This is a genomic window from Trinickia sp. (assembly GCF_036503415.1).
Lineage (GTDB): Bacteria > Pseudomonadota > Gammaproteobacteria > Burkholderiales > Burkholderiaceae > Trinickia.
In genome coordinates this window covers 1-13018 of the sequence record NZ_DASXWY010000026.1, presented here as the reverse complement: position 1 = coordinate 13018, position 13018 = coordinate 1, and the positions used below count along the sequence as shown (strand labels likewise).

Here is a 13018-nt window from a genome sequence, read left to right as displayed (position 1 = left end):
ATGAGCCCGGACGTCTCAGGCCTCGACGTCGAGCGGCTGACCGAGGCGATCGAGCACGAGATCCTTTCGAGTTCGCCGGTCGAACGCACCGGCAAAGTACTCGAGGTGATCGGCACGCTCGTGAAAGTGGCCGGGCTCGATGTGACGCTAGGTGAGCTTTGCGAGCTGCGCGCAGCCAACGGAACGTTGCTCCAGCATGCCGAGGTCATCGGCTTCACGCGCGACGTTGCGTTGCTTTCGCCATTCTCCCGCCTGGCGAACGTGTCCCGTTCGACTCGCGTCGTCGGCCTGGGGCGACCGCTCTCGGTCAAGGTGGGAGACGCGCTGCTGGGCCGAGTCATCGACAGTCTCGGGGAGCCCATCGACGGGCTCGGCCCCATCGAGGTCGACGACGAGCGGCCGATTTTCGGCGATCCCCCCCAGCCGATGAGCCGCCAGTTGATCGAGGCGCCGCTTGCCACCGGAGTACGCGTGGTCGACGCGATGATGACGATAGCGGAAGGGCAGCGCATGGGTATCTTCGCCCCTGCCGGTGTCGGCAAGAGCACGCTGCTCGGCATGTTCGCGCGCGGCGCGCAATGCGACGTGACCGTGATCGCACTGATCGGCGAGCGCGGCCGTGAAGTGCGTGAGTTCGTGGAGCAGATCCTCGGGCCCGAGGGCATGGCGCGTTCGATCGTGGTGTGTGCGACCTCCGATCGTTCGTCGATCGAGCGCGCGAAGGCGGCCTATGTTGCGACCGCGATTGCGGAGTATTTTCGCGATCAGGGACGGCGCGTGCTGCTGATGATGGATTCGTTGACGCGCTTTGCGCGCGCCCAGCGCGAGATCGGACTCGCAGCCGGCGAGCCGCCTGCTCGCCGCGGTTTTCCGCCGTCGATCTTCGCGGAACTGCCGCGCTTGCTCGAGCGCGCGGGAATGGGTGCCACGGGCTCGATCACGGGGCTTTATACGGTGCTTGCCGAAGACGAATCGGGCAACGACCCGATCGCCGAAGAAGTGCGGGGCATATTGGATGGGCACATGATCCTGTCGCGCGATATTGCCGCGAAGAACCAATATCCCGCCATCGACGTTCTGGCAAGTCTGTCGCGCGTGATGCCTCAAGTCGTGTCCAGTGAACACGTGCGCGCCGCGGCGCGCGTGCGCGAGATGCTCGCGAAATTCCGCGAGGTCGAAATGCTGCTTCAGATCGGCGAATATCAACCCGGCGGCAATCCGCTGGCGGACGAGGCGATCGAAAAGAACGACGCCATTCGTGCGTTCTTCTCTCAATCGACTCAGGAGTATGCGTCGCCGGACGATACCGAGGCGCACCTGTTCATGCTGGCCGATCGCTGACGCAATGGAGCTGGCCGCCATCGCCCGGCGTATTGCGGCGCTCGAACGAACGGTATCGCGCCGGCGCAGGCTGGACGAGACTCTGACGGCCGAACTGTCGGCTCGCCGTGCCGAGCAAAGCCAGGCACAGCAGGCGCGCGACGAGAAGGCGTCCGAGGTCAGCGAGAAAGCCGGGCAGTTGCAGCAATACTACGACCGGATCGCCCGGATGATGAGCGGCGGCTCGGTTGTTTCGGTGACCGAAATGACGGCGACGATGCGCTACGCGGATGTAGTCGCGGAGGGCCTGCGCGCGCTCGAAGGCGAGCTGCAGCAATACGAGGCGGATCTCGCCGACAAGGTGCAGCAAGTCGCGCATGCCGTACGTGCCGTAGCCAATAACCGAGGACGGATCGATTTGTGCAACGACAGGATCGACGAATTGCGACGCGGCGAAACCATGCAGACCACCGACGCCGACGACGAGGAAGCGGAAGAGGCTGCGCTCGCCAGGGCACGCCTTGCCGCGCAGTCACGATGATGCGGCACGGCAGGTCGAACAACGGATAACGAACACATGAACGAGGCGATTGCCGCAAACGCGCGCCCCACGAGATGAACGACCTACTTTATCTACTCTCGTCGCCCGAGACGAACCCGGTTCGCATTCTGACCTTGCTGGGCTTGTCGTCGGTGCGGCTCTATGTGGTGTTCTCCATCTTTCCGCCGACCGCGGACGGCGTCCTTCAGGGCGTGGTGCGCAACGGTATCGTGCTTCTCTTCAGTTCGTTCGTTGCCTATGGGCAGCCCGTCATGGTCATGGAGTCCCTGAGCAGCACGTTCATGATCGTGATGGCACTGAAAGAGGCCATTATCGGCCTCGTGCTCGGCTTCGCCGCTTCGACGGTGTTCTGGGTAGCCGAATCGGCCGGAACGTATATCGACGATCTCACGGGCTACAACAACGCACAGATGACGAACCCGTTGAGAGAGGAGTCGGCCACGCCGACTTCGATTCTTCTTTCGCAAGTGGCCGGCGTCGCGTTCTGGGTGCTCGGCGGCATGACGTTCCTGCTTGCGGTCGTCTACGAGTCGTTCAACTGGTGGCCGATCATCTCCCGAGCGCCGGTGGCGACGAACGTCATCGAAAGCTTCGTGCTGCACCAGACCGATACGCTGATGCAGACCGTCGCAAAGCTCGCCACGCCGATCATGTTCGTACTCGTGCTCATCGACGTCGCGATCGGCTTTGCCGCCAAAAGTGCGCAAAAGCTCGACCTCGCCAATTTGAGTCAGCCAGTCAAGGGAGCGGTGACGGTCTTCATCCTCGCGCTTTTCGTCGGCATTTTCGTGAACGAAGTGAAGGATCAACTCGTTCTCAAAGGGCTGGCGGAACAGTTGCGCGCTATCGCTACGTCAATGGCCGCGGGCAAATGATGCCGTGCGCTGCCGCACTTGAACGCATGAATCTCAATCCTTCTCAAATCGGGGCGCGAACTCAGATTTGTTGAAGATGTGCGCAGTTCACCTCCGCTACATTGATCTCACGCGAGCAGCGGCCATCCTCTCATGAGGCGGGCCGCCCGTCTTTCACGAGACGGTCATCTGCCCGCGCGCACGGTACGGGGATGTCAACCTTCGATGATCGGATGCCATGAAAATAAAACGGCTCGTTCGCGCTGCCTGCGTGGCGGCATATCTCTCATGTTCTCTCGCTGCTTCGCATGCGTACGCGGCGCCCATCCGCTGGCACGGCTCGATGGTGCATTTATCTGTCGAAGGCAAGGAACTGAAGGACGTATTGCGCGACTTCACCGCCGGACAAGGTGTGCCCGCAACGATTTCGAACGATGTGCACGGCACGGTGACGGGTCGCTTCGATATGTCGCCGCAGCGGTTTCTCGACACACTCGCCTCGACGTTTGGTTTCGTCTGGTTCTACGACGGCAACGTACTGTCGATCAGCGACGCGAACAGTGTGACCCGGCAGGTCGTCAAACTCGACCATGCGAGTACCGAAGACTTGAAAGGTGCGCTGGAGCAGTTGCGGATCAGCAATCCGCGCTTTCCGATCACCTATGACGCGACCCAGGGCACCGCGCTCGTAAGCGGTCCCCAGCCGTATGTTCAGCTCGTTGCCGAAATTGCACACCGCCTCGACGATCGCGCGGGCGAACGTCTCGGTTCCTCGGTTCGCGTTTATTCGCTTCATCACGCATGGGCCGACGATCACCAGGTGCAGATCGACGGCAAGGCCATCACGGTGCCCGGTGTGGCAACCGTGCTTTCGCGCATGTATCACCCACAAGGCAGCAGCGACACGCTCAACGGCTCGACCGGTCTCGACGGCGGCCGTCCGGCAAAAGCCCCGACGATGCAACGCATGCAACCGATGCAGGACGTGACGGGTTCAACCACGGGCGGTGGATTCGAAGGCGGCATCAATCCGCCTCTGCCGCAGTCGATGAACGGTGTGAATGCACCGCAGCCAGGCTTGGCCGGCCTGCTCAACGGTATGGCGGCGGGCGGCGCGCCATCGACGATGCCTTCGCTGCAGAACTACACGCTCGCGTCGAATAACGGACCGATGGGCGATGCCGATAGTTCGAACGGGATCGTCGGCAGCAAGTCGCTTCCCGTCATCGAACCCGATCCGCGCACGAACTCGGTGCTGATTCGCGATGTCCCGCAGCGGCTTTCACAATATCAGGATCTCATCGATCGGCTCGACGTCAAGCCGAAGCTCATCGAAATCGAAGCGCACATCATCGAGATCGACGATACGGCGCTCAAGCAGATCGGAGTCGACTGGCGTGCCCATAACAGCCACATCGATTTTCAGACCGGCAATGGCACGACGCAGCAAAACGGATACAACGGCAACATCAATCCAGTCTTCGGCACGCAGACACTGCAAGACGGCACTACAGTCATCAACACGTCGCCGGTCGGCGCATCGCTCACAGCGGTGCTGGGTAACGCGGGTCGCTATCTGCTCGCACGCGTCAACGCATTGCAGGAAAGCAACCTCGCGAAGATCGATGCGAGTCCGAAGGTCGCGACGCTCGATAACGTCGAGGCTGTCATGGATCACAAGACGCGCTTTTTCGTGCGCGTGTCGGGCTACACGGCAGCGGATCTCTATAGCATTTCGACCGGGGTGTCGTTGCGGGTTCTGCCGATGGTTGTCGAGGAAAACGGCCAGCAGCAAATCAAGCTCAAGGTCAACATTGAAGATGGGACGGTTACCTCACAGCAGGTCGACAACATCCCGATCATCACCACGAGCACGATCAACACCGAATCGTTCGTCAACCAGGGCGAGAGCCTGTTGATCGCCGGATATCGCGTCGACAGCTCGACCAACGGCGAGACGGGCATTCCATTGCTGTCGAAGATTCCGTTCCTGGGTGCCTTGTTCCGGTATCGTTCGCATGAAAATAGCCATATGGAGCGGCTCTTCCTGCTCTCGCCTCGCATCCTGGATTTCTGACGCGAGACACGCCGATGCGGCGCGCACCGAAGCGCGCCGTCTCGTTGGCGGCGCGCGGAAGAAGGGTCTGCCGTCAGTGGCCGTCGCGGCCACGCACCGGTTCACTCGTGCCGAAGGTAATGGCGCGCGACGGGTTACTCGAGGCGCATGCACTCAGCACATCGCTGCAGTCTTCTGCGGACCACGCGCGGGCGCTGCGTGCCATTTCGCTGTCGGCCGGATGCAACTCGGCGCGGGACGAGCCGAGCAAGGCAAAGCTGTCCGCCGGAGTCGGGGCCAGCGCCTCGACCTGCAGCATCGATGCAATTGCCGAGAGAACGTCGGGCGTTTGAGCGATCCCCGGTGCCGATTCCTCCGAGGCAACGCGCGTATCGCCCACTTCCTTGGGAAGCTCGATCTCGACGCGGTAGCCGTGTGCGTACATCGTGCGCAGGCGCACGCCGTGCGACCCGTTCAAGCTGAGCTTCTTGCGCAGCTTGTAGATATGCTGTTCCAGCGTGCGTCCGACGATATCCTCGGAGCTGCTCCATACCGCGCCGGCGATCTGGCGGCGGCTCACGTATTCGCCGGGACACGCGAATACGAGCCATGCGATGGCGAACTCGCGGGACGTCAGCCGGACCGGCTCGTCGTCGACCCAGACCGTACAGGTGCGGCGGTCCAGCAGATAGGAGCCGCATTCCAGGCGATCGGCCGTTTCGGCCGTTTGAAGCGGTTGAAAACGGCGTACCGCGAGATGCACGCGCAATACGAGCTCGGCCGAGTTGATCGGGCACAGCACGATATCGTCGGCGCCGGCGTCGAACAGCTCGACGATGTTCTCGCGATTTTGATGGGCGCCCACGACGATGAGCGGCGCGCGCCGATCCGCGTAACACGAGCGTCTCGCCAGCACCGGGCGCATAGGATTCATGCCGGTCTCGGCGTCGATCAGGATGGCAGTGTAGTCATCGCGGTAGATGGCGCGCGCGAACACCACCTCGTCCGAGAACCGGGTGCATTGCGCGCCGTCCGGCTCGAAGCACTGACAGATCAACTGGAAGAGCGCTGTGCTTCTGGTCATGACTGCAAGTTTCATCTTCCCTCCAGTGGTTCCGGTCGCACGATGTGCTCGCACGAAGGGAAACTGCATTCCGGCTAGAAAAGACTCCGAATAGCCGGACAGTAAACGTTTAGACGTCCTTAGGATGTAACGTTTTGTTTCATTCGAATTGACGCATAAGCTGGCTCAATGATAATTCACGAACCTTGAAAGAAATGAGTTCGAAAATCCGTAGATTCGGTGCGTACCCGGTCGCCAGACTCCGAGATCGCATGTGCCATGGGAGATGAACTGAAAAGCATGCGCGGGGAAGCGACCCGAGCGGCCGAGCCCCTGTTCTTCAAGGGCAAGTCTTTCAAGGTCGAAAGGAAGGCAAGGGGGGGAGGAGGCGGCGATAAAAGGGAAGGAGCCGAGGAAGTCAATCCGCGAGTTCGTAGTATTGAGCTAATTGCCGATTTGTCGCTTACGGGTCCGTAAAAAGCGTTTGCCTGTTTTTCGCGTACCGTTAATGCGTGGAATAAGGGGGGCATGTCGATGAAACCGGTTGTCCGCCGCATTTTCACAAAAAGGGATGTCGTCGGGAGGCGAGTGTGGCTTTTTTGATGAACGCATGGTACGTCGCGGCGTTCAGCGATGAAATCAAGGTCGGCAAGGTGCTTGCGCGTACGCTCGTCGGCTTGCCCGTTGTGTTGTACCGCGATGACGCCCGCAAGATCGTTGCGTTGGACGATCGGTGCCCTCATCGGTTCGCTCCGTTATCGCGCGGACGGGTTGTCGACGGCGCGATCGAGTGCCCCTACCACGGCTTGCGCTTCGGCTCCTCGGGTGCTTGCGTCATGAATCCGCACGGGAATGGCCGACTGCCGGAAGGTGCGACCGTGCGTTGCTATCCCACGCGGGAGCGATATGGCGCGATCTGGTTCTGGCCGGGTGAAGCATCACGGGCCGAAAGCACCCCGTTGCCCGATTTCGAGTTCGTCGATCCCCGCCGGAATTTCACGAGCACCGGTTATCTGCTCACGCGCGCGAACTATCAATTGAGTTCCGACAATGTGCTCGATCTCAGTCATCTTCAATTTCTGCATCCGAATACGCTCGGCAGCGAGCACATCGCCGCGGCGCAAGTCGAGTGTCTCGTCGATGGGGACTCCGTCTCGGTGACGCGCAGGATTGCTGAAGAGGCGCTCGCGCCTTTCGTCGCACGAGCGTTTAAAGTGGCCGATGGGGCCCTGGTCAATCGGCAGCTCGACGTTCGGTGGCAGCCGCCCGCGTTGCACACGGTCAGCATGCGTATTTGCGAAACGACGCTTTCCGACGAGTTCGCACGTGTGAGCCATTCGGCGCACTGGCTGTCACCCGAGACGGAGCGGAGCACACATTACTTCTATGTTTTCGGGGTGCCTCATCAGGCCGGCCTGGAGGGCGCGGCGGAGCTGCGCGATGGCGTCGAGGCATTGATGACGCCGTTTCGCGACGAAGATCTGCCGATGCTTGAAGCGCAACAGCAAGTGATCGGCGATCGAGATTTCTGGTCGCTGCGGCCCGTTATGCTGCCCATCGACGCCGGCGCGGTCCGCGCGCGGCGCATCCTCGAAAGGCTGATCGCCGCTGAAGCGCAAACGCAAATCGCCGATGCGGCGCGCATCGAGCCGGCCAGTCGTAAAGAGCGCGTTGCCGGCGCGCTCGGCGAGGACGCCGGCAGGCTCGTGACTTGACGAAGCATCGCGTTCGGGACGCACACGGCGTCCTATCGGTTACGGCCTGATGTAGAGGGAGTCGAAGAACGTTGGCATGCCGGCTACCGATGGTTCCGACACTGAAGCAATGGTCAAAATCGGGGCGGGCGAAGATGCCGAAACGGCTGCGGGCGCTGCTATCGGCGCTGCGGCGATGGGGCTGGAAGCGGCCGCGTTGGGAGACGATGCCGCAGGCGCCGAAGGCGTCGACGCAGGTGCTGCCGTTCGTGCGCCGGCGGCCGACGAAAGTGGCGTTGCCACCGGTGTCGTTGTCGGCACCGGCGCCGTCGCGCTCTCGGGAGCCGGCGTCGTAGGAGGTTGACCCGTGGCGGGCCGATAGACCAGATACGTTGCGGAGAATGGCACCAGAAGGGAGATGCCTTGCTGGGTGCAATGCGTCTGCGGCGGCAGTCCGCCGCGGGTGCGCACCTGCTGAAGCGATGTGACTTTGGCGAAGCGGCCGGTGTCTTTCTCGGTGCCGCTCGTGCGCCGTGCAACGATCAGTTCCCACGGAAGCGCGTCGGTCGCGACGATTTCCTGCGCCGCGACGCGACCGGACACATAACTGCCGTCATAAGCAAGGAACCGCGGGCCGGGGACGATGGTGCCGACGTTGCGCCGCGCCTGGTCGACCAGCGTAGCCTCGGAGCCCTTGCGAACCCACGACAGCTGAGCGCCGTCACGGCGGCAGTTATAGAACGTCTCGCCGACGGCCGTTAGGACATCCTCGAGCACTTCCTGTGGCGGGGTGCGTAGCGATTCGGGGAGTGCGGTGTTCGCAGGTGGGATGTCGCGCGTGGCGCATCCGGCGAGCGCGCCGGCCAGCATGGCTGCCAACGCGGCCAGCCGCAACGGCGGCGTCATGTGGCTCATGCGCGTCGAGCGGTCAATGAACAAGGCGCCATTGCTACGGGGTTTGCGAATCATCGACGAACCGTATGCGGAAGGTATGGCCGAGCATACCTGCAACAACCTCGGCACGGTGTACCTCCGACGCGAAAACATGTACGGCAACGCGTAGCGATATCGATGCGAAACATGAGCGAAGCGCACACGGTGCGTAAATTCGTACCCGATTGCGTGCCGCTTCGTTTTGCCGCACATCGCTGCGCGTAGCGATGTGCGGCTGCTTCCGCCTTCCGTAGAGTCATGTGAGGAGACGCCGCGCGCGGATGGCGCATCGGTGTGCATTTTTTGGATGTAATGGCTTCACGGACGGAGTATCCGTATGAGCGCAGCTACGTTGACGAGCCCCGTGCCCGCTGTATGGCCGACCTACCACCCGGTTGTACCTCGCCCCAGAAATGCGAACGCCAATTCGCCGGCTGCCTATGGCAACCCTCAATTGAGTGGCGGCGATGCCGGTGCGGCTACCGAGCCCAACTCGGAGCTCGCGATGTTCATCGCTTTGATGATGGACATGATCATGGAACCGGCGATGTCGAAGCTTACCTCGGTCGGTGGCGACGATGACGAGGGTGGCGACGATGTACCTGTGCCGATGAGCGCAACCGGCATATTGATGCCGCTTTTCATCCAGGCGGCGCTGGCTAACGCTCAAGCCGGAGGCACGGGTGGGACCGGCGATGCCAATGTGGGTCCTATCAGCGGGAGCAATCCCGCGGGCATCGCGGAAAGCGTGAAGGGGCAATCCGCGGCCCAACTGATGTCGAGCCAGCGCTTGCCGATGCATCAAGGCGTCCCGACAGACGTATGCTGCGCGAATTTCGTTTCGGCATGCCTTCAAAAGGCTGGACTCCTTTCGTCGTCGGAGCACACCGACAGCGCGCCGCGCTTGAAGAGTACGCTCCAGGGCAAGGGCTGGCACACCGTCAGTCGCTCACAGGCCAAGCCGGGCGATGTATGTTTCGTTCTCGATAGCAGCGGTACGCCGGAGCACGTCGAACTCGTCGCGAAAAACAACAACGGCTCCATTACGCTGATTGGCTCGAACAACACGCAAGGCGGTAGCGGACCGCAGGTGGTTTCCAACGACACCTATACCGGTAACAGGGGTAATGTCGTGTTCCTGAGTCCGCCTTGAGCACCTATTAAGACGGTCCCGCCGCAGGTCTGCGACGAAGGCCTGGACTTCGCTGAGGTCCGGGCCTTTGCTCGTCTTTTCGGGTGGGCTCGGGAATAGATACGAGAGTAACAGCCGCTGAAACTGAAATAGACTCGGCTTGACCTAAGGACGGGCAACGCACGCGGACACGTAGGGCGTCCCTTGGCGCGAACGAGCCAATTCAGCCGGGCGAGGAAGTAGGGGAAGGGGAAGCAGAACCGACGATCGCTCGACGGAATGGCCCGGCTGCAGCCGGAATCATCCCGTCGTAGCTATTACTGGTCAGGCAGTCAGGCGGACTCGACGTCCGACTGTGAGGCGTCGGCCAGCGGAATCGGCTGGATGTTCGGCTGCATCTGCAGTGGGAAGAAGCTCGGGCTACGGGGTGCGGGGATAGCGCTGGCGGATTGCTCGTAGGCTTGCTGGGCCGGCGTGAGATCGCCTGCGTTGACGGTAACCTCGGAACCGAACGTGACATTGCCATTGCCGTCGGGCAGATGGTGCATATAGTCCAACAATCCGTGGCTGGTGCCCGCTATCAAGACACCGGCGTCCTTTCGCCCTTGCTGCGACGAATTCATCGTGATCTTGCCGCTTTGCTGATCGAGCGTGCCGACTTCTGTGCCGTGATCGTAGAGGTTGCCTTGGCCGTCCTCCTGCAAATCCAGCTCCTTACCGTTTGCCGTCGTGAGCTTCACGTTGCGCAAGCCCAAGGCATCGGGCTGGCCGACTTGAGGAACGGGATATCCAGCCGGTGTGCCCCCCGGCAACGGTTGGCCGGCATTCGATGCGTTCTCGTAGGCTTGCTGGGCCGGCGTGAGATCGCCCGCGTTGACGGTGACCTCGGAACCGAACGTGGTGTTGCCATTGCTGTCGGGCAGATGGTGGAAAAAATCCAAGAATCCGTGGCTGGTGCCCTTTCTCAACAAGTCGGCGTCCTTTCGCCCCTGCTCCGATGAATTCATCGTGATCTTGCCGCTTTGCTGATCGAGCGTGCCGACTTCTTTGCCATGATCGTAGAGGTCGCCTTGGCCGTCCTCCTGTAAATTCAGCTCCTTGCCCTTTGCGGTCGTGAGCTTCACGTTGCGCAAGCCCGCGGCGTCGGGCTGGCCGGCCTGAGGCACGCCCGACTGGCCGCCCTCCAGCGAGGCAAGATAGCGTTCGGCTCCGTCGGCAACGCTCGAATAGCCTCCTGACTGGCCGCCCTCCAACGAGGCAAGGTAGCGTTCGGCTCCGTCGGCAACGCTCGGATAGCCCCCTGACTGGCCGCCCTCCAACGAGGCAAGATAGCGTTCGGCTTCATCGGAAACGCTCGGATAACCTCCTTGTGGCATACCTCCGCCAAACACATCGAGCGAAGCAAGATAGCTTTCGATGTCGCCACCGTTGGTCGCCCCGGTATCCATCCTGGCGCTCGTACCATAAGGGCTCGTGTTGTTCAGGAAGTGGGCCGTTGTGGAGTTCGGGGCCGTAATGGATGGGGCTGAAGTTGTCATGGCTGTCTCACAATTGATCGAATTGATCCATCTGTTCGAGGAACGTCCAGAACCGCAAATTGGATGACTTCAGGCGATAGGGTAGGGGAGACGGATTCGCGTACGCGAACCGATGCGAAGCGAAGTGCCGGCATCCGAAGTTTTTCGCATCGTGCATGAGAGAGCCGATACGAGTTGGGGCACCGAGTTCGTCCTATCTACTCGAACAGGTAGGCTTGCAAAGCCTTCGAACTTCGCGTGAGCGGCGACGGCTTCGCGTCACCCAACGGCGCGCGTTGATGTCAGCGAGAGAATGCAGCGCAACAGGGGCCGGATAGGAGAGGCTGCTGCCGGCTGCGAACCTGTCGGCCGGGTACCCATCGGGGCTGAGCCATGTCGAACACTCAATGCACTCCTGCGGTGTTGAATTTCCTGCTGACGATTTTCGCAGGCGCGTTGCGCACGCAGGCTCATGCGGAGGCGGAGGAACTGCTGCTCGCGTTGCGCGTCGTCCATCCGAAGCAGCTCGTTGTCGACCTGTGCGAGGTCCGGCTGCTCGTCAATGCGCAACGCTGGGTCGATGCCTTGCGCCTGCTGAGGCAGATCGAAGCGCAGGGGCACGGCTCGCCCGTGGTTTCGGCACTGGAAGGATGGTGTTTGCACGTGCTGGGCGACGAGGCTTGGCGCCGCTGCGTGGCGGATGTCGTGAAGAGCAGCGATATCACCGGTCTCACGATCGCGAGCAAGTTTCTTGAAGTTACCGAGGAGCCGCTCGCGGAGCATATCGCTCGGAAAGTCGGGGCAGAGTACCTCTAGAAGTAGATGTTGTGTTGCATCGCTGGGCAGGGCGCGATTCGCATCTTCGTACATGGCTTCGCACTCGGCGGCGTGAGTACCGATCCGCGAATTACATTGGGCGGTACGCGTGCCGAAGGCTATGGAACCTGCCGGCCTTTTGAATCGAGCGCCTTCTTTCATTTCGCAAGAGGAGAGTCACATGGGCTTACTAGACGGTTTGGGGAACATCGTGGGCGGTGTTTTGACACTGAACCCAGGCAAGGTGGGAGAGGGTGTTGCGGACGTCGTCAAGACCCCTTTCGATATGGCGCAGTCGGCGCTGATGAGCCGTGATTCCAATTCGCTCACTGGTGGTGGCGGCATGGGGCTGAACCCGAGCTCCTTGAACGCACTGTCCGGCTCCGATTCCAGCGGGCAATTCTGACGGACGCGACCGGTCCCATGTCGACGGATACGACCCGCCAGTCCGCAACCGCACCACTCGTGAAGGCGCTCGTCGAAGCGATTGAGTCCAATCGTCTCGACGATGCCGATGCGCTGCTGGCGCAGTTGTACGACGTCAATCCGGATGCCCGCGAGGCGTTGGCTTTTCCAACGGTGATTGCGATCCGGCGCGGGCGCGCGCTGGAAGCGCTGCAACACATCAATAGTCTGCCCGACGGGCGCTGCGATGAACTCAAGGCGCTTTGCCTTTACGCACTCGGCGATCCAATGTGGCATCGCTATGCCGAGGAAAGGGTGGACGATCCGGATCCCTTCGTGCGCGAGGCAATGCGGCAGTTGCTAGGCCGCGTCGACGCTCAGCCTTCCCTCACATCCCAGTGAATATTAGCGGTGCAGCGCAGTCGTAACTGCTGCACCGCTTATTCCATACCCGCGAGTTCGCTGACCGTTCCCGCGATATACGCGAGCTGCACGCGGTTGTGCGCCCGGAAAAACGTCAGCAGTTGACGCACATGCTGCGCGACGCGATGGGGCTGCAGCCCGATGCTCGCAGCGATCTCGCGATCGCTCATTCCTTCTGTCACGCATTGCAAAATCGAGCGCTGAACCGCGCTCAGGCCATCCGCGCTGATGCGCGAGAGCAGC

The 13018-nt window shown here is 61.6% G+C and carries 14 protein-coding genes; 10 read left to right on the top strand and 4 right to left on the bottom strand.

What is annotated here, in order from left to right:
• The 4 genes from sctN to sctC all read left to right on the top strand — a co-directional run bounded on the left by sctN (position 1) and on the right by sctC (position 4813).
• Positions 1 to 1341, top strand: coding sequence for a type III secretion system ATPase SctN (sctN, locus tag VGL01_RS03570; RefSeq protein WP_331567251.1), 1341 nt, complete (start codon positions 1 to 3; stop codon positions 1339 to 1341).
• A gap of 4 nt (positions 1342 to 1345) precedes the next feature.
• Positions 1346 to 1861, top strand: a complete 516-nt coding sequence (locus VGL01_RS03565; protein ID WP_331567143.1) for a type III secretion protein — start codon at positions 1346 to 1348, stop codon at positions 1859 to 1861.
• Between the two features lie 74 nt (positions 1862 to 1935).
• Positions 1936 to 2757 carry a type III secretion system export apparatus subunit SctT gene (sctT, locus tag VGL01_RS03560; protein ID WP_331567141.1) on the top strand — a complete coding sequence of 274 codons (822 nt, stop codon included), beginning with the start codon at positions 1936 to 1938 and terminating at the stop codon, positions 2755 to 2757.
• Between the two features lie 217 nt (positions 2758 to 2974).
• Positions 2975 to 4813 carry a type III secretion system outer membrane ring subunit SctC gene (gene sctC / locus VGL01_RS03555; RefSeq protein ID WP_331567139.1) on the top strand — a complete coding sequence of 613 codons (1839 nt, stop codon included), beginning with the start codon at positions 2975 to 2977 and terminating at the stop codon, positions 4811 to 4813.
• A gap of 73 nt (positions 4814 to 4886) precedes the next feature.
• Here sctC and VGL01_RS03550 read toward each other — a convergent pair whose 3' ends face one another.
• Positions 4887 to 5876, bottom strand: coding sequence for a response regulator transcription factor (locus tag VGL01_RS03550; protein ID WP_331567137.1), 990 nt, complete (start codon positions 5874 to 5876; stop codon positions 4887 to 4889).
• A 581-nt stretch (positions 5877 to 6457) separates the two neighbouring features.
• Here VGL01_RS03550 and VGL01_RS03545 point away from each other — a divergent pair.
• Positions 6458 to 7570 (top strand): aromatic ring-hydroxylating dioxygenase subunit alpha, encoded by a 1113-nt coding sequence (locus VGL01_RS03545; protein ID WP_331567135.1) that lies wholly within the window; start codon positions 6458 to 6460, stop codon positions 7568 to 7570.
• 39 nt (positions 7571 to 7609) lie between these two features.
• Here VGL01_RS03545 and VGL01_RS03540 read toward each other — a convergent pair whose 3' ends face one another.
• The gene (locus VGL01_RS03540; RefSeq protein ID WP_331567133.1) at positions 7610 to 8464 is read right to left on the bottom strand and encodes a DUF3455 domain-containing protein; all 855 of its coding nucleotides are present in this window, start codon (positions 8462 to 8464) and stop codon (positions 7610 to 7612) included.
• Positions 8465 to 8480: 16 nt separating this feature from the next.
• On the opposite strand from VGL01_RS03540, the gene VGL01_RS03535 reads away from it, so the two are divergent.
• Both VGL01_RS03535 and VGL01_RS03530 read left to right on the top strand, forming a co-directional pair.
• Entirely contained in the window at positions 8481 to 8612 is a 132-nt protein-coding gene (locus tag VGL01_RS03535) for a hypothetical protein (protein WP_331567131.1), read from the top strand.
• Between the two features lie 207 nt (positions 8613 to 8819).
• Complete coding sequence (locus VGL01_RS03530) at positions 8820 to 9635, top strand: CHAP domain-containing protein (RefSeq protein WP_331567129.1); 816 nt, start codon at positions 8820 to 8822, stop codon at positions 9633 to 9635.
• A 311-nt stretch (positions 9636 to 9946) separates the two neighbouring features.
• On the opposite strand, the gene VGL01_RS03525 is transcribed toward VGL01_RS03530, so the two are convergent.
• A complete protein-coding gene (locus tag VGL01_RS03525) occupies positions 9947 to 11152 on the bottom strand; it encodes a hypothetical protein (protein WP_331567127.1) in 1206 nt (401 codons plus the stop codon).
• 372 nt (positions 11153 to 11524) lie between these two features.
• On the opposite strand from VGL01_RS03525, the gene VGL01_RS03520 reads away from it, so the two are divergent.
• From VGL01_RS03520 to VGL01_RS03510, 3 genes are all read left to right on the top strand, one after another.
• Positions 11525 to 11947, top strand: a complete 423-nt coding sequence (locus VGL01_RS03520; RefSeq protein ID WP_331567125.1) for an HrpB1 family type III secretion system apparatus protein — start codon at positions 11525 to 11527, stop codon at positions 11945 to 11947.
• A gap of 181 nt (positions 11948 to 12128) precedes the next feature.
• Positions 12129 to 12353: a hypothetical protein gene (locus tag VGL01_RS03515; protein ID WP_331567123.1), complete on the top strand. Its 225-nt coding sequence runs from the start codon at positions 12129 to 12131 to the stop codon at positions 12351 to 12353.
• 17 nt (positions 12354 to 12370) lie between these two features.
• Positions 12371 to 12754, top strand: coding sequence for an HrpB1 family type III secretion system apparatus protein (locus tag VGL01_RS03510; RefSeq protein WP_331567121.1), 384 nt, complete (start codon positions 12371 to 12373; stop codon positions 12752 to 12754).
• A gap of 38 nt (positions 12755 to 12792) precedes the next feature.
• On the opposite strand, the gene VGL01_RS03505 is transcribed toward VGL01_RS03510, so the two are convergent.
• Positions 12793 to 13018, bottom strand: a 226-nt coding sequence (locus VGL01_RS03505) for a helix-turn-helix transcriptional regulator (protein ID WP_331567119.1), incomplete at its 5' end; no start/stop codon positions are given.